Source organism: Streptomyces sp. NPDC096013 (assembly GCF_044763565.1).
Classification (GTDB): Bacteria; Actinomycetota; Actinomycetes; order Streptomycetales; family Streptomycetaceae; genus Streptomyces.
On the sequence record NZ_JBIWGK010000003.1, the window covers coordinates 583,005 to 606,875 of the forward strand.

Sequence of the window (23,871 nt, forward strand, 5' to 3'; positions counted from 1 at the left end):
CCGTCACGCCCAGGCAGGTGTCCAGGTCTCGACGGTCTCGGCGTCGGCGTGGTCCGGGGTCGGCGCGGTGCCGAGGTGGTCGCGCAGGGCGGCAAGGCCGGGGTGCCGGTTGTCGCGGTGGCGGACCAGGGAGTGCGGGTAGACCGGCGTCGGGTTCCGGACGGCGATCCGGCGCAGGTCGTGGTGGGCGGGCCAGACCAGCCGGGTCTGCTCCCCCACGAAGGTCGCCAGCGCACGCGACCCGGCGATGGTGTCGAGCAGCGGCTCCACCCCGAAGTCCGGTCCGTTGCTCTCGATGGTGAGTCCGAACGCGGCGGCGAGTGCGTCGTAGTACGCGGCCCACTCGGTGCCCGGGACGAGGCCGGGCATCCAGATCCGGTGCCCGACGAGGTCGGCCGGGGTGACGGTCCCGGCGCCGGCGAGGGCGTGGGCGGGGCCGGTGAGGAGCTGGACGGGTTCGTCGAAGGCGCGGCTGACCTCGATGTCGTCGGGGAGCCGGCGCCCGGTCATGGTGACGGCGCGGAAGGACGCGTCGACCGTGCCGGACCGGATCGCGTCGACGGCCGCGTCGGCGTCGAACAGGGTGACGACGTCCAGCTCTATCTCGGGACGGGCGCGGTGGAAGTCCCGCAGCAGCGCGGCCGGGGCGAGCCCGCGCCCGATCACGTCGACGCGCAGCGCCCGGTGCCCGGGCCGCACGGAGGCGAACGCCCGCGCCTCGGCGCGCAGCAGATCCCGCGCGGGCGGCAGGAACGCCCGCCCGTCGACGGTCAGCTCCGCCCCGCGCGGCGTCCGCGCGAAGAGCCGCACGCCTATGGCCCGCTCCAGCGCGGCGATCCGCTTGGAGACGGCCTGCTGGGTGATCGACAACTCCGTGGCCGCATCCTGGAAACGGCCCGCGTCGGCGATGGCCACGAAGGTGCGTACGGCGTCCAGATCCACGCCTGCGACGATACTGGCGGCCACTGACAACGGACCGCCGGAAGCCGCTGAGCAGCCACTGAGTAGCCGCTGAGCAGCTGCCACAACCACGGGTTGTGAATCCCCGGCGAGTCGGTTGTTTGATCCCGGGGTCCGGCACTCGCTTTGATGCCGGTGGCCCGGACGCCGAGGTATGGCCCCGGGTCCGGATCGACGGATGTGCGCGGGCGAGCAGCGGAACGGATGGGGCGGGAATGGCGGGGAGACGGGCGCTGGGACGCCGTTTCGGCTGGCTGTGGGCGTCGTTCGCGGTCAGCTCCTACGGCACCGGGCTCGGCTTCGGCGCGTTCCCCTTCATGGCGATCCTCGTGCTGCACTCCGGCCCGACCCAGGTGGCCGCGCTGGCCGCGTCGGGGCGGGCGGTGGGCGCGCTGGCCGCCGTACCGCTGGGACCGTGGGTGGAGTTCCGCCGCAAGCGGCCGGTGATGATCGCGATGGACCTGACCCGGTTCGGGGCGCTGCTGACGGTCCCGGTGGCGTTCGCGTGCGGGCTACTCACCTTCGCGCAGCTCCTCGTCGTGTCGACCGTCGTCGCCGCGGCGAACATCGCGTTCAACGCGGCGAGCGGCTCGTATCTGAAGTCGCTGGTCCCGCCGGAGGATCTGCTGGTCGCGAACTCCCGCTTCGAGTCGACGACCTGGACCTCGACGATGCTCGGACCGCCGCTCGGCGGAGCCGCGATCGGGCTGTTCGGACCGGTGACGACGGTGGTGGCCGACGCGGTCAGCTATCTGCTGTCGGCGCTCGGCATCCGCGCCATCGGCGGCACGGAACCGCGCCCCGAGCGGAGCGGCGGGCCCCGGCTGCGCGCGGGCGATCTGCTCGACGGCTGGCGCTACATCCTCGCCCACCCCACCCTGCGCCCGCTGCTCCTCAACGCCATGACGGTCAACGGCCTGATCATGGCCGCCGAGCCGCTGCTCGCCGTACTCCTGCTGGGCCACCTCGGCTTCTCGCCCTGGCAGTTCGCCCTCGTCCTCGCGGCCTCCTCCGGCGCGGGCGGCTTCATCGGCTCCCGCCTGGCGCGCCCGCTCGCGGCTCGGTTCGGCCGGCGCAGGGTGCTGCTGACGTCCGGAACGCTCCGCGCCTGCTGGCCGGTCGGCCTGGCGTTCGTCACCCCCGGACTGCCCGGGATGCTCCTGGTCACCGCCCTCCAACTCGCCATGGTGACCTGCATCGGCGTCTTCAACCCCCTGCTCGCCACCGCCCGCCTCGAACAGACCGCCCCCGACCGGGTCGCTCGCACCCTCACGGCGTGGTCCGTCAGTACGAGCGCGGCGATCGCGGCGACGACGGCCCTGTGGGGGGTGCTGGCGGCGGCCACGACACCGCGGGCGGCGATCGCGGTCGCGGGGGTGTTGCTGCTGACGTCGCCGTTACTGCTGCCGTGGCGAGGAGAGCGGGAGCGGGAGCGCGACGAACAAGGGCCGCGGGAACAGGAGTTGCGGGAGGAGGAGTCCCGGGAGCTGCCCGCCGCTGCCGCCGAGGTGCCGGACGCGGTCGAGGGCGCCTGACGATCCGGCGCTCCGCCGCCACCCCGCCCCGGCTAGCCTCCCCTCATGATCCGCACCGCGACCCCCACAGACGTCCCCGTCATCCACGCCCTGATCCGCGAACTCGCCGCCTACGAGAAGGAACACCAGGAGGCGAGAGCGACCCCGGAGCAGCTCCACGAGGCCCTCTTCGGCGAACACCCCGGCGCCTACGCCCACATGGCGACCGACGACACCACCGGCGAACCGGTCGGCTTCGCGCTGTGGTTCCTCAACTTCTCGACCTGGCGCGGAGTCCACGGCATCTACCTGGAGGACCTCTACGTCCGCCCCACCGCCCGGGGCGCGGGCCACGGCAAAGCCCTCCTGACCGAACTGGCCCGTATCTGCGTGGCACGCGGCTACGAACGCCTGGAGTGGTCCGTCCTCGACTGGAACCGCCCCGCGATCGCCTTCTACGAGGCGCTGGGCGCCCGCCCCCAGGACGAGTGGACGGTGTACCGGCTGACGGACGAGGCGTTGCGGACGCTGGGTCAGCCCGGCTGACCGGCGATCAGCCCGCCCGACCGGCCTGCCGCGAGCGGGAGTTGGGAGGGACCGGCGAAATCGGCGTGCACGATCATGCGCGGACTGGGCAGGGTCGGGGCATGAGCTTCACGGATATGACACCTTTCTTACCGGGCCTGGAACTCTCCCGCCGTTTCTACACAGAAGCCGTCCGTCCGCTCCTGGAGGACGCGGCCCCCGACATCCCGCACTCCGCCGCCCGCATCGGCAGCGGCTCCGAGGTCCTTGGCTACGACACCCCGCGCTCGCGGGACCACGAGTGGGGCCCGCGGCTCCAGCTGTTCCTGCGCCCCCGGGACGTCCCCCGCCACGCGGGCCGTATCCGGCACCACCTGGCGGAACACCTCCCGAAGACCTTCCACGGCTACCCGACGAACTTCGCCGCGACGGCCGACGGCGACATCCGGGTCATGCGCGCCACCACCGGCCCGGTCCACCACAGGGTCGAAGTCACCCACACCGCGGCCTGGTTCAGATCCACGCTCGGCTTCGACCCCGGCCAGGAGGTGACGACCACCGACTGGCTGACCACCCCCACCCAGCTCCTCGCGGAGGTCACGGCGGGCGCGGTCTTCCACGACGGCCTGCACGAACTGGGGCCGGCCCGCCACTCGCTCCGCTGGTACCCCCGGGACGTCTGGCTCCATGTGCTGGCCCGCGAGTGGAACCGGATCGCCCAGGAGGAGGCCTTCGTGGGCCGCTGCGGCGAGGCGGGCGACGAACTCGGCTCGGCGACGGCAACGGCCGCCCTGACCCGGACCCTGATGCGCCTGTGCCTGCTCATGGACCGCCGCTATCCCCCGTACGACAAATGGCTGGGCACGGCCTTCGCCCGCACCGCCGCGGGCCACCGTCTGACCCCGGTCCTGACGGCCGCCCTCGCCGCCACGGACTGGCACACGAGGGAGAAGCACCTGGTGTACGCCTACGAAGCGACCGCGGGCATCCACAACCAGCTGAACCTGACCGACCGCGTGGACCCCGCCACCCGCCCGTTCCACTCCAGACCCTTCCAGGTCCTGCACGCCGCCCGCTTCACCCGCGCCCTCACGTCCCGCATCACGGACCCGGTCCTGAAGACCCGCGACCTGTCCGCCTGATGCCGTGGACGGTCCATGGTCGTGGATGGTCTAGGAGGTGACGTCGAGCGGCCGTAGGAAGCGGCGTTCGTACCGTTTGATGCAGCGGGTCTCGCGGGCCAGTTCGAAGGCGGCCTGGCACTCCGGGTCGGTCTTGCTGTCCGTGCGGTACTGCTCGTATGCGGCGAGGCTGGGAAAGGAGAAGAGGGCGTAGGCGATGTCGCTGTCGCCCTCGCTCGGCAGGAAGTAGCCGTGGTGCGTCCCGCCGAAGCGGTTGACGAGCCCGACCCAGCGGCGACCGTACTCCTCGAAGTCCTCGAGTTTGTCGGCGTCGATCTCGTACCTCAGATGAATGGTGATCACGCCGACATGATGCAGCAGACGGTTCGCGCTCAAGGACCGCTCTCGACAAGGGTGCACACCCCGCTCAAGGGCGCCGAACTGCCGTAATCTGGGCCGTATGACTGCCCGGTTGGACGACGACGGTGACCGTGAGGGTGTCCCCTCTCCTGGCGAGGAGGTAGCCGACCAGGAGCGTGAGTACTGGGAAAATCGCCGGCTCACCCAGGAACTGGACGACGATGAAGCCGGTCGGCGCGAGCGGCGTCGGCTGAAGGCGCAGGAACGGAAGATGCATCTGCGGGTCCGCACGCATCGCTACGCACGCCAGCAGGACCAAGGCCCGCTGCCCAGTGCCATGGTGCTCCCGCCGCTGCCCGGAGATGACGATCTCTACGATCGCGACCTCATGGACTTCGACGACGACTCGTACTGAGATGCCTCTGCCGGTCGCGTAGCTGCCCAGCGCCTGTTCCACCGGTATTCCAGCAGTGCTTGAGGATTTCCCGAGTGGGACTTGACTTCCTCGTCCTGCCGACAACCCGGATTGAGCCGCGGTGATGCTCGATCAGACCCCGACGACGGTTATCCAGCCGCGCTGGGCCGCTTTCACTCCGGCCTGGAACCTGCTGCGGGCGCCCAGCTTCTCCATGACCTCGGCGGCCATTCGGCGAGCGGTACGGGGGGAGACTCCGAGGCGCCTGGCGATCACCTCGTCGGTGTGACCGTCGGAGAGCAGCCGGAGATATTCCACCTCCACCGCGCTGGGCCGGTGCTCGTCGATTTCGCCGGGCACATCACCGAGCGGGACGGCTCGCTGCCACACCGAATCGAAGAGTTCACACAGGGCCGTGAGAACTCCCTTTCCCTTGAGGAAAAGGGCGCCGTCCGCGCTCGATTCCTCGTCCATCGGAATGACGGCCGTCTCCCGGTCGACGATCAGCAGCCGGACCGGAAGGGTGGGGACCGTGCGCACCTGACCGCCTCTGCTCGTCAGCCATGTCGCGTAGGCCACGGTCGGCTGGCTGTTGCGCAGGCTGTCGAGGTAGAGGGTGCGCATCCGCACCCCGCGCTCCAGCAGCTCCATGTCCTGTGGCCTGGCCGCCTCCATGTTCTCGACGGTCTGGGCCCCGGACGGGGCGAACGCCATGACCTCGGTGCGCACCTCGTGGCAGAGCAGGCTGATCCGGTCGCGGATCTCGTCGATGCCGGTCGCCTGCTCTATCGCGCCGGCCGCTCCCCCGGAGCGCTGCGCGAACTCCGCCACCATGCTTTCGACGGCGAGCCGTACGTCCTCGGTGCGCTTCTTCTCGGCGGCGAGCCGGGCCTCCTGACGCGCCAGGAGCAATTTCATCGCGACTTCCGGTCCGACCGCGTGCAGAGTCCTTGAATCATCCGGAGGGAGCCGGACGAGCGAGAGTTCACTCAATCGATCCAGGTGAGCACGGAGAACGGTTTCGGAAAGACCGGTTATCTGCCTGATCTCCTCGAATCCTTTATTGGGATGGCTCAGCACCGTGCGATATATCGTCGCTGTTTCCCCTTCGATGCCCAGGACGTCGAACATCCATGTCCCCCTTAGAACCTGGTGAGTTCACTTACCTCATCTCGCTCGGAGCGTACCCGCACGCTCCGGGTTCCAGAAGAACCGTCCTGGTAAGCGGGAGGCGGGCGCACAGCGCTCAACACACGTTCCGGGCCCTTTAGCGGCGCGATAAAAGGGGTGCAGACGTCGGCTGCCAGAACCTCGCCGACCTCGCCGTTCCCCGCGAAACGGGCCGGTCCTCGCGCTGGTGCGCGAGGACCGGGCGACGGCGGTGCCCGTCGGCATCGCCTCCGTGCAGCCTGGATCAGACCACGAGGCGTCCTGCGGCGGACTCCCGTGCGGACCTCGACTTACGGAGATCACGTGCGACGACCGCCTTCTGAAGCCAGCGGTCGGCTCCGTCGTAGCGTGCCGTGAACGCACGACGACCGTGCACGGCAAGGTAGTTGTCGACGACCAGCAGGGTGCCCGCTTCCACCACCACGTCCTGCTGCACACGTTCCAGCTCCGTCACCAGCTCCTTGAGCGCCATCTCCGCCACGGCGTCGCCGTCGACGCAGCGCATGAAGTACGGGTCGATGCGCAGGTACGGGGAGTCCCCGGCGCCGAAGAGCACGGCGACGGGTTCGGGGTTGTCCCTCATCTCGCGCATCCGCAGCAGGCCGGGGTCGTTGGGCCGCTGTACGGCGAGCTGACGCAGGTGCTCATCGTCGGGGAGGATGTAGAACCGCGGTTCGGACAGCACCTGCCGGGTGTCCGCCGACAGCGCCACTTCCTTCACCGAGGCCAGCGTCGTCGGAACCCGGTCGTGGTTGCGGATGCCGAAGAGGGCCAGGTAGTCACAGCGGTAGGGGTGAAAGGCGTCCTCGGTGTGCCATTCGAGGAGGACCCCACTGCCGTGTCCGCTCTGCTCGCTTTCCTCGCCTGCGATGGGCAGCACGTTCTGGATCATCCGTCCGGACTGAAGTGTGGGCCAGCTGAACACCTCGCCGAGGCACTGGCCCATCAGCGCGAGGAACAGCTCTTCTCGGCGGGTGCGTCCGGCGGCGGCGCCCTCGGCCCAGTTGCGGGGGGTCGGGCCGACGGCGTCGTCGTCGACGCCGAAGCCGCTCAGCAGGAAGCCGGCCGCTGCGTCATTGCGCCGAAAATCCTCCAGGAACCGACGAAGTCCCACCGGTACGTGCGACACCAGCTCCCAGGCGTTGTCGTAGAACGCCTGCTCACCGGGATCGTTCTGTGCCACGCTCGGGTCGGCGAGCAGCTGCTGGAGGGTGGATATCTCCTCGGCGGAGAGTTCATAGCTCAGAATGCCGCGGTACTGACTCATTAACGCCTCGCTTCTGGTGTCGAATGGTTGCTGTCAGCCTTTTATTTCGCGGGGTCGCCCGCAGGGCTCCACCATGAGATGTGACGGTCAAGAGGGCCGATCGGCATGACGGCCTTGAACATGTCGTTCTCCACATTGGCCAGTCGCGCGTCATACGGTTTGCCGACCGCGGTGAAAGCGCGACTGATTCCCGTTCGTTGCCGATCGATGGCTTTGGCGTGCCGCTCGAAAGTGCTGGCGGGCTGTAGCAGGAAGTAGGTCCGCCGGTCGCCGTAGGTGTACCGCGGGGATGTCTCCGGATAGCAGGGAGCGAAGGAGACCAGGAAGAAGAGTTCGCCTTCGATCATCGCGTACCAGCGTTCGTCCGGCCGCGGATCATCGGGGATGTACACGCTGGAGAACAATTGCGTGAGCACGGTGAAGAAGCGTCGGGTGAGATCCACCAGCGCGTCCAGCGTGACTCCGACCGACTCTTCTTCGAAGGTGATGATCATTCCGTCGCGTGAGCGTTCGGCGGCCGTGCGGAAGAATTCCGAGATGAGGTCCCGGTGCCCTGCCAGCTCACTCTCGACATCCGTGGTCCGCAGGGTGATCCCGGGCCCCATCTTCGACGTCTTGGCGAAAGGGCAGTACGACTTCCGCGTGATCTCCTCGAAGCTCATCTCCCGCTCACCACCGGCACCTTCGCCGGTTCCTGAACGGCCGCCGTGGCCCGGCATCCGATGACGTAGAACCACAGGCTGACGACCACGACCGCGATCAGGACGTAGAACATCGCGGCCGGCGCGAAATGCTGGAGGAGGAAACCGCAGAGGATCGGCCCCAGAGCTATGCCGACATGGATGAGGTTCTGTGCGCCGAAATAGCTGCCGCGCAGTTTCTCCGGAGCGATGGCGTCGATGAACGTGAACTCCGCGGGCACCACGATGACTTCGCCGAGACTGAAGATCACCACGGCGATGACGATGATGGCCGCGTTCGTGGAGAGCGACATCGCGAGCAACCCGACGGCGAAGGCGCCGATCCCGATGGTCAGCCACTTCAGCAGGTTGTCCTGCTTCAGACGGCTGCCGAGGGCGTACTGGGCGCCGATGACCGCGATGGCGTTGGCGGCGGAGATATAGGCCACCAGCTTGTAGGCGGTGTCGCGGTCCTCCACCAGGACGAGGTACTGCGACATGAAGGTCAGGAGCGGCCCATACACCACGATGCTGAGAATTCCGCCGATGGTGAAGTAGGTCAGCCGCCGGTCCGCTCCCATCACCTTGAGCACCTGACGGAACGTGGGCGTCTCTTCCTCGTCCTGCTTTTCCGCGCTCTGCTCTGATGCGCCCTGCTCTACTGCCGCGGCCGGTGTCGTCGCGCCCTTTCCGGTGGACAGGAACCGGGGGCGGAAAATGATCAGCGGCAGCAGGGAGGCGCCGATGACGGTGACGCTGAGAAGGAACGGCCCGCCCGATCCGACCGCGACCGCGGCGACACCCAGGAATGGACCCACCGCGGCACCGATGTTCTGCAACGAATAGCGCAGGGAAAACACCTTGGTGCGGTTCTCGGGTGGCACCAGTTCGGAGAGCAGGGCACTGCCGGCGACGCCCATGGATGAGGAAGCGACATTGGTCAGCAGCAGGACGCCCGTGACGGTGAACGGGTCGTGGAGGACCGTCAGACTGAGGTAGAGCAGAATGATCGCGAGGTCCAGCAGGATGACCAGGTTGATTTTGGTGACCCGGTCCGCGAGATAGCCGCCGTAGACGCTCGCCATCGTGCCGACCAGTACGCTGCCACCGATCACATAGCCGATGGCGGCACCGTCCATGCCCACCGTGTCGTACAGGTAGATGGGCATATAGGCCAGGATCGCGAAGAAGCTCAGGCTTCGTGCGGCGGTGGAGGCCAGGAGGACCTTCATCGCGAACGGAAGTTCGCGGACCATCGTCAGGAAATTCTTCATCGGCCTTCCCCCGCCGTGATCGTTTCGAGCGTACTGATGATGGACTCCTTGATGTCGTTGATCTGGTCGTCGTCGAACACATCAGGGTGGTATCCGACGGTGAAGCCGAGCTGTCGGCCCGGAGTTACCGTGATGCCGAGCGGATAATGCGGGAGGCCCTTCGCGCCGAGCGCCTGTTCACGCACCCGCAGTCCGCCGATCTCGCTTTCCGCGAGGGAATCCTCGGGGTAGCTCTGGAACACGTAGCAGGTGTCGAAGAGTTCGCCTTCTCCGAGCAGCCGCTGGATTTCGGTGAGTTCGAGGGAGCGGTGCGGGAAGATGTCCAGCTGCGATTCCTGCACCCGGGCCATGGTCGTGCCGACGGGCTCGCCCGGCTGGATGCGCACGCGCAGCGGCACGGTGTTGAGCAGCAGTCCGACCATGGACTCGACGCCGTCGAGGTCGGCCGGCCGTTCGGAGACGGTGTTGCCGAACAGCACGTCGTCGCGCCCGGTGAGACGGCCGAGCGCGATGCCCCACGCCGTTTGGAGGGCCGTGTTGAGCGTCACCCCGGCCTGGGCGCACCGGTGTTGGAGTGATCCGGTCAGCTCCGGTGACAGCGTGACGTTCAGGGTGCGCAGCGGGACGTCCGGTGCCGGCCTGGCCGTATGGACCCTGGTCGGGCCGTCGATGTCCGCCAGGTGGCGGCGCCATGCGGATGCCGCGGCATCGCGGTCGCGGGACGTGAGCCACGCCAGGTAGTCGCGGAAGGGCGGTGCCGCCGACAGCGGTTCGCCGCGGTACAGGGCGAACAGCTCCTGCCAGACCAGCGAGTTGGACCAGCCGTCGAGCAGGATGTGGTGGTCGCCGACGAGCAGCCGGTGCCGCTCCGCTCCCAGCCTCAGGAGGGTGAAGCGCATCAGCACGGGCGCCGACAGGTCGAACCGCCGGCCGCGGTCCGCGGCGAGGATCTCCGCCTCCCGGCGCTCCTGCTCCGCCGGTGCGAGCCCGGTCAGATCGTGCACGGTCCACGGCGTCTCCACCCGCTCCCGCACCACCTGCACCGGAGCCTGAAGGCCTCGGTGGGTGAAGCCGACGCGCAGGTTGTCGTGCCTCATCAGGAGTGCGTGGGCCGCCTGTCGCAGCCGCTCCGGGTCGAGCGGCCCGTCCAGGTCGAACAGGGTCTGGCTCTGATAGGGGTCGGGGCCGTGGTGGCCGGCTGCGGTGTACAGCAGGAAGCCCTGCTGGAGCGGGGTGAGCGGCAGGATGTCGCAGAGGCCCGGGTAGTCGGTCTCCAATTGGTTGATGGTCGACTGCTTGACCTGGACCAGGCCGACATCCGACGGGGTCAGCCCACCCAGTTCCGGATGTTCGGCGAGTTCCGCCAGCGCGGCCAGGAAGGTCACCCACCGGTCGGCGAGCGCCTCCACGGCGGCTTCGGAGAACCGTGTGGCATCCCAGGACCAGACGGTCTCCAGCGTCCGGCTGTCGTCGGCCTGCCGGACATCGACGCGGAGAGGGTGTTCGGTGCCGTCGTCCCCGGTGCGCATGTCGCTGTCGGCCTGGGCCGGACCGGCGGGCAGCAGGCGGAGGCAGACTTGGGAGGCCCCGTACGCGGACAGGCGCTGTGCGGCCGCGGGGTCGGCGAGCAGCGCGGGGTAGTCCCTGCCGCCTTCCGGTACGGCGCGCACCTGCTCCTTGACCCGCTTCAGCACCCGCGCCAGTTCACGCGGCTCGGCCAGCGCCTTGTCCGGGTCCGGGACGCCCGGGTTGAGTCGGACCGGGTGCGCGGTCGGCAGGCTCGTCGTGGCCATGTCGAGGCGCAGCCAGGCTCCGGCCTGCGGCAGTTGCTCGCGGCGCCACTCGACGAGCACGGGAGCGAGCGCGGCGACCGCGATGTGTTCGGGGCCGCAGCGGTAGAGGCGCGGCAGATCGGTCAGCAGCCGCTCGGCGTCCCTGCCGGCGACCCGCCGGGTGATGCGCCCCCGGTGCGTGGCGGGTGAGGCGTCGGTCACCGGGTAGGCCGGGTCCGGAGTCCGCAGGATCTTCTCCCAGGCGTCGATGTCGACGTCCACGACCGCGCCGTCGTCCGTCGGATGCGCCTCGGCGTGCTGAGCGGCCCGAGCCACCAGAGCCTCGACCGTCTGGTCGTGGAACACATCGCGCGGGGTGATCCGGAACCCCTCCGCGCGTGCCCTGCCGACGAGTTGGATGGACCGGATGCTGTCGCCGCCGAGATCGAAGAAGCGGTCGTCGGCGCCGACCGCCGCCAGGCCGAGGACGTCGGCGAAGAGTGCCGCCATCGTGGCTTCCCGCGGCGTGGCCGGTGGCCGTCCCGTCCGGGAGCCGAACTCGGGTGCGGGCAACTGCCGTATGTCCAGCTTGCCGTTGGGCGTCAGCGGCAACGCGTCCAGGACGACGACGGCGGCGGGCACCATGTGGTCCGGCAGCCGTCGTGCCGCGTGGCGGCGCAGTTCGGTGGCGAGGACGCGGCCCCGATCGGAGGCCTGGGGGTCGTTGGCCAGCAGCCGCGGCGGACGCTCGTCCTCGTCCGAGGCGAGGAACACATCGGTCAGCCCCTGCCCAGCGGCCCGCCCGGCGGCGGCGAGGAACACCACGTCGAACCGGTCGCCCTCCTCGGTATCTGTCCAGGTCGGGTGCACGGTGTAGCCGAGTGCGGCGCCGATCTCGCACAGGGTCTCGGGGTCGATCCCGGCCGGTATGCCGGCGGCCTCGGACAGGTCGCGTACGAGAGTGCCGGTGCCGGAGGCCACCCGCTGGGCGGTCGCCACCTGAGCGGTCACCCGGTCGTTGGGAACGCCGGTGACGCGCAGCGCGTGCGGCCGGGCCGTGCTCAGGTGGGTGTCGACGTCCTCGGCGCAGCTCCACTCCCGTACGGGCACGTCGGCGAGCGACACCAGGTCCGCTCCCCGCTTGTGCAGGACCACGTCGTAGCGGAAGTCCGTCAGCTCGTTGCGAAAGGAGCCTCGCTTGAGCTGCACGTCCACACCGACGACGTCCGGGACCAGATCGCCGATCCGGGTGAAGAAGGCCGGATCGAGCAGCAACTCGCTCTCCAGCTCCTGTTGGTGGGTGACCATGTCCCGCACCGTGGCCGCGGACTCGCCGGCCTCCGCGCCGTCGTGCAGGACGATGGCGGTGACGAAGGCCCGCAGCAGCCGCAGATTGCGGATGTCGCCCAGCAGGATGCGCCCGCCGGGAGCGAGCATCGCCATGGTCTGGCGCACGACGTCGATCAGGTAGTCGACGCTGGGGAAGTACTGCGCCACCGAGTTGATCACCACGGTGTCGAAGCGGGCGGGCGCCAGCGCACCGACCTCGTGGGCGGCCATGGTGTGCAGATCGACCCGGTCGTGCAGGTCGCTGCCCTCGATCGCCCTGCCGAGGGTCTGGATCAGGGCGTGGGAGAAGTCCACACCGGTGTACGTGGCGCAGTGCGGTGCGACCGGCCGCAGAATCAGACCGGAGCCGACCCCTACCTCCAGGACTCTGGCCGGCCGCAGGTCCAGAACGCGCCGGACCGTGGCCGCCTGCCACTCGGTCATGTGCTCCAGTGGCAGCGGCTCGTTGTCGTAGCTGGAGTTCCAGCCGGTGAAGTCCTGCTCGGTGCCGAGGTCGCGCTGCTCGCTGTATCCCTGCTCGTGGATCTGGTGCCACTTGCCGACGTGCTCGATGTCGTGGGCCCCGCCGTGCGCCCGGGGGACCACATAGCCGACGAGCTGCTGATGGCCCGGGGTGTCCTCGCGGACGACGACGACGGACTGCGCCACCTCCTGGTGGTCCTTCAGCACCGCGTCGATCTCGCCGAGTTCGATGCGCATCCCGCGGATCTTGACCTGGTCGTCGGCGCGGCCGACGAAGTCCACCACGCCGTACGCGCCGTTCGCGCGCCAGCGCGCCAGGTCCCCGGTGCGGTACATACGGCTGCCGGGTGCGCCGAACGGGCAGGCCACGAACCGCTCGGCGGTCAGGGCCGGCCTGCCGAGATAGCCGCGCGCCAGACCGTCGCCGCTGATGTACAGCTCTCCGGTGACGCCGGGCGGCACCGGGGAGAGCGCGGCGTCGAGGATGTACACCTTGGTGTTGCTCAGCGGGCGGCCCACCGGAATCGACGCGTCCTCGAAGCCGTCCGGGCCACTGCCGCACTCCCAGTACAGGGTGTCGACGGTGGCCTCGGTCGGCCCGTACGCGTTGATCAGCCGGCGGCCCGGCGCCCAGGCGGCGGCCAGTGCGGGCAGGCAGGCCTCACCGGCGACCATCACGTTGCCGCAGTCCGCGAGGGCGTCCTGGGCCATGCCGCTGAGGATGGTGGGCGAGAAGGTGATGTGCGTCGGCCGGTACCGGCTCATCACCTCGCGCTGCCGGTCGGCGGAGAGCAGTTCGTCGGGCGAGGTGAGCACGACGGTCGCGCCGGCGAGCAGGGTGCAGCACAGCTCGCAGAACGTCGGGTCGAAGTTGATCGAGGAGAACTGAAGGAACCGCGAGCCCTGCTGGAGCCGGAACCGCTCCAGGTAGCTGTGGGCGAGGTTGGGGATTCCGCGGTGGGTGACGGCGACGCCCTTGGGGCGCCCGGTGGAGCCGGAGGTGTAGATGACGTAGGCCAGGTCGTCCAGGCGCAGCGGTGAGCGGCGGTCCGCGTCCGTCGGCGCGTCCACGCGGTAGCGCGCCAACTCGCCCGCCGTGTCCGGGTCGTCGAACTCCAGGCGTGGCAGCTGCCGCGCCTCGCCGGTCAGCTTCGCGACGACGTCGCTCGTGGTCAGGAGCATGACGGGAGCACTGTCCGCGATCATGAAATCCAGCCGGTCCGGTGGGTAGTCCGGGTCGAGCGGAAGGTACACACCGCCCGACTTGAGGATGCCGAGCAGTGCGCACAGCAGCTCGGGACCGCGCCGCAGCGCGAGTCCGACCAGGTCCTCGCGGCCGACGCCGCGGGAGATCAGCCAGTGGGAGACCTGGTTCGACCTGCGGTCCAGTTCGGCGAAGGTCAGCTCGGTGTCCTCGTGGACGAGCGCGACGGCGTCGGGGGTACGGGCCACCTGCTCGGCCAGCAGCTGCGGATAGGTGGCGCCGGACAGCTCCAGGCCGGTGTCGTTCCACTCCTGGAGAATCGTGCGCCGCTCGGCCGCGCCGAGGACGTCGATGGACGCCAGCGGACGCGCCGGGTCGTCGGCCACCGACCGCAGCACCCGCAGCAGCCGTTCGGTCAGGGTCTCGGCCGTGGACCGGTCGAACAGGTCGGTCGCGTACTCGATCTCACCGCTGAGCCCGTCCTGCCGTCCGTCCGCGGTGAACCGCTCGGTCAGCTCGAAGGTCAGATCGAACTTCGAGGTGCGGGTCGGCACCACCTCGTGCGCGGCCGCCAGATCGCCCAGCCGCCACTGCGGGGCCACGTTGTTCTGGAGCACCAGCATGACCTGGAACAGCGGGTGGTGGCTGGTGCCCCGGGTCGGGTTCAGCACCTCGACGAGGTACTCGAACGGCAGGTCCTGATGCTCGTAGGCGGCCAGGTTGGAGGTCCTGACCCGGGCCAGCAGGTCGGTGAAGGCCGGGTCCCCCGAGGTGTCGGTGCGCAGCACCAGGGTGTTGACGAAGAATCCGACGTTGTCGTCGACGGCACGGTCGGCGCGCCCGGCGAGGACACCGCCCAGGGGCACGTCGGTGCCGGCGCCCAGCTTGGTCAGCAGGGTCGCCAGGGCCGCCTGGAGCACCATGAACAGGCTGACGCCCTCGTGCCTGGCCAGCTGCGTCAGCCGGTCGGTGAGCGCGGCCGGCACCTCGAAGGGCACGACGTCGCCCCGGTAGGTCGCCGTGACCGGGCGGGGACGGTCGGCGGGCAGCTCCAACAGCTCGGGCGCACCCGCGAGTTGCTCGCGCCAGTAGGCGAGCTGGCGTGCCATGAGGCTGTCCGCGTCCTCGGCCGATCCGAGGAGTTCGCGCTGCCACAGCGTGTAGTCGGCGTACTGGACCTCCAGCGGCGGTGTCGCGGGAGCCGTGCCGGCCCGGTGGGCGGTGTACGCGTCGCAGAGGTCGCGCACCAGCGGGGCCAGCGACCAGCCGTCGCTGGCGATGTGGTGGATGCACAGCAGCAGCACGTGCTCGTGGCCGCCGGTGCGGAACAGGTCGACGCGTACGGGGATGTCGGTGGTGAGGTCGAAGAGGTGTCCCGCCGCGCTGTCGACGGCGGCCGGCAGTTCCTCGTCCGTGATCTCGTGCACCCGGATGTCGGCTGCGGCCGTCACGGCGGCGTCCGAGGCGTCCACCACCCACTGCTCGGCTCCCAGGGGCCCGTCCACGAAGCGGGTGCGCAGGCTCTCGTGCCGCCGCAGGAGGTGGGCGACGGCCGCGCGCAGGGCCGCCAGGTCGAGTTCGCCGGTCAGCCGGACCGCGAGGGGCAGGTTGTAGGTGGAGCTGGGACCTTCCATCCGGTGGAGGAAGTACAGGCGTTGCTGGGCGTACGACAGCGGGAGCGAGGCGGCGCGGTCCATCGTGCGCAGGGCGGGCCGGGCCCGCTCGGCATCGGTGAGCCGCAGCGCGAGGGCCGCCGGGGTGGGTTCGTCGAAGACGGCGCTGATCGGTATCTCGACGCCGAGTCCGGCCCGGACGCGGGAGACGAGACGGGTGGCGAGGAGCGAGTTGCCGCCCCGGTCGAAGAAGCTGTCGTCGGCACCGACGTCGTCGCCGAGCCCGAGCACCTCACCGAACAGCTCGGCCAGCACCCGCTCCTGCGGGGTGGCGGGAGTGCGGCCCGCGCCGGTACGGGCGAAGTCCACCGGTGGCAGCGCCTTGCGGTCGACCTTGCCCGCCGGGGTCAGGGGGAACCGGTCGAGGACCCCGATGCCGGCGGGCACCATGTACGCCGGGAGCCAGGCGCCGAGGGCGTGGCGCAGTTCGTCCGGTGCGGGTGTGTGGCCGGCGGCCGGCACGACGTACCCGGTCAGCCGGGCCACGCCCGGGATGTCCTCACGCATGACCACGCGGGCCTGGGCAACCTGCGGGAGCCGGCGCAGCGCCGCTTCGATCTCGCCGAGTTCGACGCGGTAGCCGCGGATCTTCACCTGCTCGTCGACGCGGCCGACGAAGTCCAGCGTGCCGTCGGCGCGTTGCCGCACCAGGTCTCCGGTGCGGTACATACGGCTGCCGGGGGCGCCGAACGGGCAGGCCACGAACCGCTCGGCGGTCAGGGCCGGCCTGCCGAGATAGCCGCGCGCCAGTCCGTCCCCGGAGAGGTACAGCTCGCCCGTGCCGCCCCGCGCCACCGGCGCCAGGTGTTCGTCCAGGACGTGGACTCCGGTGTTCCACAGCGGGCGTCCGATGGTGACGGGCTCCCCCTCGGCCACCGGTGCCAGGAGCGACCAGATGGTGGTCTCGGTCGGGCCGTAGAGGTTCCACACCGCGGCCGTGCCCGTGGCGAGGAAGTCGGCGAGATCCTGCGGCAGCGCCTCGCCTCCGCACAACAGGCGTGCGGTGCGCGGGAGTTCGTCCGGGCTCCAGCCGGCCTCGCGCAGCAGCTGCCACAGCGCCGGAGTGCCCTGCACCAGCGTCGGCCGGGCCTCGGCCAGGCGGCGGCGCAGTGCCACTCCGTCCACGGCGGTGCCGCGCGGCACCAGGTGCACCACGGCGCCGTTGACCAGCGGCAGGTAGAGCTCAAGCCCGGCGATGTCGAAGGAGATCGAGGTGGTGGAGAACACCACGTCACCGGAGTGCACCTGGAACCGGTCCGTCAGGCAGTCCAGGAAGTTCGCCAGCGAACGGTGCGTGACGACCACGCCCTTGGGGCGGCCCGTCGAACCCGAGGTGTAGATGGTGTAGGCGCCGCGGTCCGGGTCGTAGCCGGTACGGGCCCGGCCGGCCGGCACCGGTTCCTGCCGGTCCTCCCGCTGGTCCAGGTACAGCACCGCACCCGTGCCGGCCCCGGTCGGGCGGTCGAGTCCGGCCGCCGCCTCCCGGGTGGTGATCAGCGCCCGGGGTGCGGCGTCGGCCACCATGTACGCGAGCCGGTCCGGGGGGTAGCCGGGGTCCAGCGGCAGATACATCGCCCCGGCCTTGAGGGTGCCGAGAAGCGCGGCGACCAGGTCGGGGGAGGTCGGCAGGAGGACGCCGACGACGTCCTCCGCCCGCACACCCCGGTCGATCAGCCGATGTGCCACCCGGTCTGCCAGGACGTCGAGTTCGCCGTACGTCACGACGGTGTCCCCGGCGATCAGTGCCGGTGCGTGCGGGGCACGGGCGGCCTGTTCCTCGAACCGGGCGACGAGACCGGCCGACGGTTCCGCTCCCTGGGCCCGGGGGGCGAGACGCTCCAGTTGCGTGGTCATGACGCCGGCTCTCCCGCCTCGGCACCCCGGCGCACGGGGGCCGCGTCCGTCCAGTTCTGCTCGATGTGCCCGGCGCAGGCCGTCTTCGGTCCGGGGCCGAAGACGGGGTGCCAGCCGGGGGGCACCCCGACGGAATCCGGCCACAGGGAGTACTGGCCCACGGTGTTGCGCAGCACGAGGTACACGCCGGTGGTGTCCTCGAACGGGTTGGTGGCTGTGCTGTCCATGCTGATCAGCTCTCGCCCAGGTAGTCGGTGGTGCGGGCCACGAGGTACGCGGCCTCCTCGATGCAGAGCCGCTGGCCGTAGAACTCGGAGTCCAGCACTTCCGCGGTCAGCTCTCCCTTGACGACCGAACTCCAGCCGTCGAGCGTGTAGTTGTCCTGCGCGAGCAGCAGGAGCAGATCGACGTCGGCGGGCTCGGGACGGTACGACTCCAGCGCCCGCGCGGTGCTGACGTAGGAGGTGTGGAGGCGGCGGCAGAACGCCTCGGCCCGCTCGTCGAAGCCCAGGCCCGTGCCGAACATGGCGGCGGCCGAGTTGCGCAGCGCCAGTTCGAGGTCGGCGTCCTGCGGGGTCATCGCCGGATACAGTCCCGTCGCGCCCGCCATGCGCAGGAGGCCCTCGTAGAAGTCCACGATCAGCTCGTCCTCGGACATCGGGGCGTCGGGGTCCAGCTCGATGTAGCCGTCGACCACGATCGTCCGGCCGACGGTGAGCCCGCGATCGGCGGCGATGCGGTTGAGTTCCAGGCAGAGCGCGCCGCCGCCGCAGGCGCCGAAGAGATGGAACTCGTCCTCGCCCAGTTCGTCCTGGAGCACGTCCGCGTAGAGCGCGGCGAGCCCCGGGATGTCGTCCGGCACGCTCCCGGCGCCCTCCACCAGCAAGGGGGACTGAAGCCCGTAGCAGGCCCGGTCCGCGGCCAGCTCACGGACGAGCCGGCCGTAGCCGTCGACCATGCCGTGCCCGCCGTGGACGAAGACGATCGGGGTGCGCGCACCCTGGTTGCTCATCCGGATCAGCGCGTTCTCGTTGTTGGCGGCCTGCGGCTGCGCCTTCTCCTCGCTGAGTGCGGCGATGGTCTGGAACCGCATCAGGTCGCCCATGTTGAGCCGCCAGCCGAGGCGCTGGTTGATCTGCTCGATGGTGACCAGGGCCGTCAGCGAATCGCCGCCGGCCTGGAAGAAGTTGTCGTGCACGGTCACGTCGTGCTTGAGCGTGGTGCACCAGATGTCCAGGAGGATCTGGCGCACCAGGCTCGGTCGCGCCGGTTCGGCCGACGGGAGGGCAGCCGACTGAGCTGCGTTCATGTGCTGTGTCCTTTCGGGAGTATCACGGGCGCTCGACGGGGAGTTGTCCGGCGGATCGGGCCGTGGGCCGGGTCAGGGCCGGGGTCGGCACGGTCCCTGGGCCAGTACGGGCCCCGGGCCGATCCGGTGCGACAGGCTGGGCCGCCCGTTCAGCTGGACGTAGACCCGGTGCAGCCAGCGGTCGTTGCCGTCATAGCGGGGGGTGAACCGGGTACGGCCGTGCACCACGAGGCGGTTGTCCAGGAACGCCATGTCGCCCGGCCGCAGCACCAGTTCCGACGCCACCTCGGCCAGGGCGTCGCCGAGCCGGCGCAGCGCTGCGCCGGCCTCGTCGTCGACCGCCCTGGTCGCGTTGAAGTCGACCTGGATGTCCGGATCGTCGAACGAGCCGTTCAGGACGCGGTGCGTGGTGGTCGCGTCGCCCGCGTGGAACGACGGTGGTGCCTCGGTGACGAAGCGGGGCTGGCGCAGGATCGCCAGGTCGGTGTCGTCGAGCAGCACCCGCGCCCTCCTGATGGAGGAGAACAGGGTGCCCGCCGTTCCCTCGTGGTCGCTGCGCAGGCACAGCAGCCCGATGAGGTCCGGCCGGTGCGGATGGAAGGCGTTCTCGTTGTGCAGGTCGAGCCGGACGGAACCGCCGTTGCTCTGCGAGGCGGCCAGTGCCGGGACCGGCACGACGTTGTGCACCAGCGCGCCGCGCTTCTCGTCGCGGAAGGCGAACACATCGCCGAGCTGCTGGCCGAGGAGCATCGCCGTGGAAGCGGGCACCGTGACCCCGCGCTCCACCGAGTCCGGCACCGACGGAGTGTCGGGCAGCGTCTCCGCGTCGATGGGGAGGTTGCCGACCAACAGGGTTCCACCGGGGCCGGGTTCGGAGCGGAAGTCGCGCAGGGCCTCCAGCAGCCGGACCGGCAGCCGGCAGCTGTGCAGCCGTGCCTGCGCCAGCCAGCGGGGATCGTCGACCTGCCCGGCGGCCGGGTGACGGCGCAGTTCCGCCGCCACCGCGCGCACCTCGGCGCGCTCCTGGTCGGTCAGCGTCACGCGCGACCGGTCGATGACCTCGGGGGTTCGATGTCTCACCATGGGAAGGGGCATGTCTGGTCCTTTGCGGTCTGCGCAGCCTCGATTCCGTACGGCCGCGTTCGTATGCGTGATGTCCGGCGGTCACGAGCCGCGGCAGCCGGCTACTGGTTGATCGCGGCGGCCATCTCGCGCTCGACGAGGTCGCGCAGTTCCTGGGGGAAACGGAGGAATTCCCAGTGATCGCCCGCCAGGACGTGGTAGGTCGCCGAGGCGCACTCGTCCCATCCGGGCCATACGTCGGCCTGGGGGACGACAGCGTCCTCGGTCCAGCCGATCACCGAGACGGGGATGTTCCGGCTGGGCAGTGCCTCGGCCCGGTAGCCGCGCTGCAACCGCACGTCGGCGAGCAGGGTTTCCGCGGCGATCTCAAGGAATTCCGGGGGCAGCCGGTAGCCCAGGGCCGTGCACCGCTCCTCGATCTCGGCGGTCATGTCGACCTCGTCGAGGTCGACGAAGTTGAGCCTGCCGTAGAGCCCCTTGTGCGGAGCACCCCACCCGGAGGCGAACAGCCGCCGGGGAGCCGGCAGGTCCTGCTTCTCCAGGTGCGCCGCGATCTGCAACAGGAACGGCACCGCACCGCAGTGACCGATCAGCGCGTACGGCCGGTCCAGCCGGTCGGCGATCTCCGCCACCAGGCCCTCGGCGAACTCCTGGTGGCTGCCGACATGGTCCTCCCCGAACCGGTTCTCCCGGCCCGGCGGTTGCACGGCGCAGAACCGGCCCGCGCCGAGTTCCCGCGGCCACGCCTTGAACGAGGCGGCTCCGGTGCCCGCGTACGGCACGCCGAAGACCAGGTAGTCGCCGTCGGCCGGAACGGGTTGCAGCGTCCAGACGCTCATGGCGCGGTCACCTCGACGGGAACGCTCTTGTACTCCAGCATGAAGTTCGACCGGAGCCGCACGGTCGGGCCGGCCGGGACCAGCCGGCCGGGCCGCTCCCGCAGTCCCTGGAGCAGGGCGGCGAGCGCGGTACGGCCCATCGCGGCACCGATGCAGTGATGTGGTCCGCTGGCGAAGCCGACATGGCGGTTCGGGGTACGGCCGAGGTCGAACCCGTTCGGGTCGGGGAACTGGTCCTCGTCGCGGTTGGCGGACGCCGTCCACAGCGTGACCGAGTCGCCCTCCGCCAGCTCCACACCGCGCACCACGACAGGCCTGGTGACCTGCCGCTGCACATAGGAGGCGGTGGACGTCCAGCGGACGAACTCCTCAAGACCGGTGCCGACCAGCTTCGGGTCCGCCCGCAGGCCCTCCCACTGCGCCGGGTCGTCCATCAGCGCGAGCAGACCGCCACTGGCGCTGTGCTGGGTCGTCTCGTTGCCGCCGATGGCCAGGTTCATCAGGTTGAACAGGAGCGTGTCCTCGTCGAGTTCACGCTCACCCGGCTCGGGTTGCAGCAGGATGCTCACCGCGTCGTCGCCCGGTTCGGCCCGGCGCTCGGCGATCAGGTCCAGGAAGAAGTCGAAGATGTCCGCCTGGGCGGTCGCGAGCCGGAGCCCTTCGTGCGCGATGCCGAGGGAGTGGTCCTCGTCCCGGTACCCGATCATGGTCTGGGTGAGGCGCAGCAGGTGCAGCGCGTCGGCGTGTCCGATGTTCAGCTGGGCCATCAGACCGCCGGCCGGCAGCTCGCGGGCCACGTCGGTGGCGAAGTCGCCGCCGCCGTCGGCCCACATCCTGTCCAGTACGACGGCGACCCGCTCGCGGACCGTCTCCGACACCCGCTCGATCATCTTGGCGGAGAACACCCGGTGCATCCGGCGGCGCAGCTGACGGTGGCGTTGCGCGTCGGAGGTGACGAGCATCCGCCCGGAGGCGGTGTCGACCTCGTTGCGGAACGAGCCGCCGATGACGGTTCCGTGCTCCGAGCTGAACGTCTCGGTGTCCCGGAAGGCCATCAGCACGTCGTCAAACTTGGTCAGCGCCCAGAACCCGCCCTCGGGTGTGGGGTTCCAGTGGACCGGGGCCTCCTTGCGCAGCCGCGCCCACAACTCGTGGGGGTCGCCCGTGACGAAGGCCTGGGTGTCGTTGAGGTCGATGTCCACGGCCGACTCCAGAATCCGCGTCATCCCGCCTGCCCCTTGCTCTGCGAGGCGTCGAGGGCGAGCGCCATGTCGGCCAGCACGGTGTTGCCGAGCACGTCTTCCAGACCGATGCCCGCCGCCTGGTCCCGGCTGATCCGGCGGCTCATGCGGAAGGCCAGCATCGAGTTGCCGCCGAGCTCGAAGAAGTCGTCACCGACGCTGATCCGCTCGGTGCCGAGCAGCTCCTCCCAGACCCGGGTGAGGTAGTGCTCGCTGTCCGTGCGCGGTGCCACGTAGTCGCTGCGGCGCCGGTCCCGGTCGCCCAGGAGCTCAAGGAGGGCGGCCGTGTCCCGCTTGCCGTGCGGGGTCGACTGGATCTCCGGCACCTGGACGAACTCGGAGGGCACCTGGTAGTCCGGGATGGTCGACTCGGCGTAGGCGCGCACCTCGGGCATGGTGGTCCGGCCGTGGGAGACGACGAACGCGACGAGTCGCTTGTCCTGGCCCTCTCCCTGTGGCAGCACGGCGGCGTCGAGAACGCCGGAGCAGGCCAGCAGGGCACGCTCCACCTCGCGCGGCTCGACCCGGTAGCCGCGGATCTTCACCTGGTCGTCGTTGCGGCCGAGGTAGTCCAGTACGCCGTCGGGGCGCTTGCTGACGAGGTCGCCGGTCGCGTACATCACGGACCCGGGAGTGCCGAACGGGTCGGGCAGGAACCGCTCCGCCGTGCGTGCGGGATCGTGCAGATAGCCGCGGGTCACGCCGGCTCCGCCGATGTGGAGCTCGCCCGGTGTGCCCAGCGGGACCGGCCGCAACCGCGCGTCGAGGACGTGCAGTTCCACGCCGGCGAGGCCCGCGCCGATGGGCACGCTCGTCGCGTCCGGCGCCACGTCTGTGATGGTGTACGCGGTGGCCGCGGTGGTTCCCTCGGTGGGCCCGTACAGATTGACCAGTTGACCCGCGAACCTGCTCGCGAGCACGTCGCGGCAGGCGGCGGGACGGACCACGTCGCCGCCGGTCTGGAGCACGCGGAGCGAGGAGAACACGTCGGAGTCCTCGGCCGCGATGTGGTTGAAGGCCATGGTCGGCGAGAGCAGCGCGGTGATCCGGCGGCGGCGCAGCTCGCGGCCGGGGTCGCCCTTCACCAGGTCGGGCACCGAGGGCATCATGACGATCTCGGCGCCGGCCCAGAACGAACTCCACAGCTCCCAGTGGAAGGTGTCGAAGGAGATGTTCGCGATCTGGGCCACGCGGTCGGCGGGGCTGAGCTCCGGCAGCAGCGGATTCACCGCGAAGTGCACGAGGTTGTGGTGCTCGACCACGACGCCCTTGGGGATGCCGGTGGAGCCGGAGGTGAACAGCACGCACGCGGCGTCCTGCGGAGCGGCCTCGGGGAGGTCGGCCATCGGCGCGCCGGCCAGGGCACGTTCGGCGTCGTACTCCCAGACCATGGTGCGCACGTGGTCACCGAGCTGTTCGCGCTCGCCCGGGCCGACCAGGGTGACGCGGCCGTCTGCCGCGCGGAGCATGAGTTCGCGCCGGGCCTTCGGGTAGCGCAGGTCCACGGCCACGTAGGCCGCGCCGGCTCGCAGTACGCCGAGGATGCTGATGACGAGGTCGACATCGCGCTCGCGGTGGATGCCGACCCGGTCCTCGCGTCGTACGCCCTCGTCGATGAGGCGTTGGGCCAGTTCCGCCGACGCGCGGTCGAGTTCGGCGTAGGTGAGGCGGCGGCCGGAGTCGTCCGACACCGCCGGAGAGTCGCCGTGTGCGGCGGCCGACCGGGCGAAGAGGTCGGTGAGGGTGAGGGGCACGCCGAGGGCAGTGCGGTCGTCCGTGTTCACGGTGTGAGCACTCC

17 protein-coding genes are annotated in these 23,871 nt (G+C 70.3%); 4 read left to right on the forward strand and 13 right to left on the reverse strand.

Going from position 1 to position 23,871, the window contains the following annotated elements; all coding sequences use genetic code 11:
• Window positions 1–3: 3 nt before the first annotated feature.
• Entirely contained in the window at window positions 4–942 is a 939-nt protein-coding gene (locus ACIRB1_RS14110; protein WP_403465681.1) for a LysR family transcriptional regulator, read from the reverse strand.
• Window positions 943–1,175: 233 nt separating this feature from the next.
• On the opposite strand from ACIRB1_RS14110, the gene ACIRB1_RS14115 reads away from it, so the two are divergent.
• From ACIRB1_RS14115 to ACIRB1_RS14125, 3 genes are all read left to right on the forward strand, one after another.
• Complete coding sequence (locus ACIRB1_RS14115) at window positions 1,176–2,495, forward strand: MFS transporter (protein ID WP_403465682.1); 1,320 nt, start codon at window positions 1,176–1,178, stop codon at window positions 2,493–2,495.
• Window positions 2,496–2,540: 45 nt separating this feature from the next.
• Entirely contained in the window at window positions 2,541–3,020 is a 480-nt protein-coding gene (locus tag ACIRB1_RS14120; protein WP_403465683.1) for a GNAT family N-acetyltransferase, read from the forward strand.
• 116 nt (window positions 3,021–3,136) lie between these two features.
• On the forward strand, window positions 3,137–4,141 hold the full coding sequence (locus ACIRB1_RS14125; RefSeq protein WP_403465684.1) for a DUF4037 domain-containing protein: 1,005 nt from the start codon (window positions 3,137–3,139) through the stop codon (window positions 4,139–4,141).
• 30 nt (window positions 4,142–4,171) lie between these two features.
• Here ACIRB1_RS14125 and ACIRB1_RS14130 read toward each other — a convergent pair whose 3' ends face one another.
• Window positions 4,172–4,483: an NIPSNAP family protein gene (locus ACIRB1_RS14130; protein WP_352183192.1), complete on the reverse strand. Its 312-nt coding sequence runs from the start codon at window positions 4,481–4,483 to the stop codon at window positions 4,172–4,174.
• Window positions 4,484–4,580: 97 nt separating this feature from the next.
• On the opposite strand from ACIRB1_RS14130, the gene ACIRB1_RS14135 reads away from it, so the two are divergent.
• Window positions 4,581–4,895 carry a hypothetical protein gene (locus tag ACIRB1_RS14135; RefSeq protein ID WP_403465685.1) on the forward strand — a complete coding sequence of 105 codons (315 nt, stop codon included), beginning with the start codon at window positions 4,581–4,583 and terminating at the stop codon, window positions 4,893–4,895.
• A 132-nt stretch (window positions 4,896–5,027) separates the two neighbouring features.
• Here ACIRB1_RS14135 and ACIRB1_RS14140 read toward each other — a convergent pair whose 3' ends face one another.
• The 11 genes from ACIRB1_RS14140 to ACIRB1_RS14190 form a co-directional block, all read right to left on the reverse strand.
• Window positions 5,028–5,813, reverse strand: coding sequence for a LuxR C-terminal-related transcriptional regulator (locus ACIRB1_RS14140; RefSeq protein ID WP_403465686.1), 786 nt, complete (start codon window positions 5,811–5,813; stop codon window positions 5,028–5,030).
• A gap of 496 nt (window positions 5,814–6,309) precedes the next feature.
• Window positions 6,310–7,332, reverse strand: a complete 1,023-nt coding sequence (gene gntD / locus ACIRB1_RS14145; RefSeq protein ID WP_352183189.1) for a guanitoxin biosynthesis L-enduracididine beta-hydroxylase GntD — start codon at window positions 7,330–7,332, stop codon at window positions 6,310–6,312.
• 41 nt (window positions 7,333–7,373) lie between these two features.
• Complete coding sequence (locus ACIRB1_RS14150) at window positions 7,374–7,994, reverse strand: hypothetical protein (RefSeq protein WP_403465687.1); 621 nt, start codon at window positions 7,992–7,994, stop codon at window positions 7,374–7,376.
• Window positions 7,991–9,244, reverse strand: a complete 1,254-nt coding sequence (locus ACIRB1_RS14155; protein ID WP_403465688.1) for an MFS transporter — start codon at window positions 9,242–9,244, stop codon at window positions 7,991–7,993. The genes ACIRB1_RS14150 and ACIRB1_RS14155 overlap by 4 nt, the downstream gene beginning before the upstream one ends.
• Before the next feature lie 38 nt (window positions 9,245–9,282).
• The gene (locus ACIRB1_RS14160) at window positions 9,283–17,601 is read right to left on the reverse strand and encodes an amino acid adenylation domain-containing protein (protein ID WP_403465689.1); all 8,319 of its coding nucleotides are present in this window, start codon (window positions 17,599–17,601) and stop codon (window positions 9,283–9,285) included.
• Window positions 17,598–17,828 (reverse strand): MbtH family protein, encoded by a 231-nt coding sequence (locus ACIRB1_RS14165; RefSeq protein ID WP_403465690.1) that lies wholly within the window; start codon window positions 17,826–17,828, stop codon window positions 17,598–17,600. The genes ACIRB1_RS14160 and ACIRB1_RS14165 overlap by 4 nt, the downstream gene beginning before the upstream one ends.
• Window positions 17,829–17,833: 5 nt before the next feature.
• Window positions 17,834–18,910, reverse strand: coding sequence for an alpha/beta fold hydrolase (locus ACIRB1_RS14170; RefSeq protein WP_403465691.1), 1,077 nt, complete (start codon window positions 18,908–18,910; stop codon window positions 17,834–17,836).
• Between the two features lie 72 nt (window positions 18,911–18,982).
• A complete protein-coding gene (locus ACIRB1_RS14175) occupies window positions 18,983–19,993 on the reverse strand; it encodes a TauD/TfdA family dioxygenase (protein ID WP_403465692.1) in 1,011 nt (336 codons plus the stop codon).
• Between the two features lie 101 nt (window positions 19,994–20,094).
• Window positions 20,095–20,832, reverse strand: a complete 738-nt coding sequence (locus ACIRB1_RS14180; RefSeq protein WP_403465693.1) for a thioesterase II family protein — start codon at window positions 20,830–20,832, stop codon at window positions 20,095–20,097.
• Entirely contained in the window at window positions 20,829–22,058 is a 1,230-nt protein-coding gene (locus ACIRB1_RS14185; RefSeq protein WP_403465694.1) for a cytochrome P450, read from the reverse strand. The genes ACIRB1_RS14180 and ACIRB1_RS14185 overlap by 4 nt, the downstream gene beginning before the upstream one ends.
• On the reverse strand, window positions 22,055–23,857 hold the full coding sequence (locus ACIRB1_RS14190) for an amino acid adenylation domain-containing protein (protein ID WP_403465695.1): 1,803 nt from the start codon (window positions 23,855–23,857) through the stop codon (window positions 22,055–22,057). Before ACIRB1_RS14190 ends, ACIRB1_RS14185 begins: the two co-directional genes overlap by 4 nt.
• Between the last annotated feature and the right edge of the window lie 14 nt (window positions 23,858–23,871).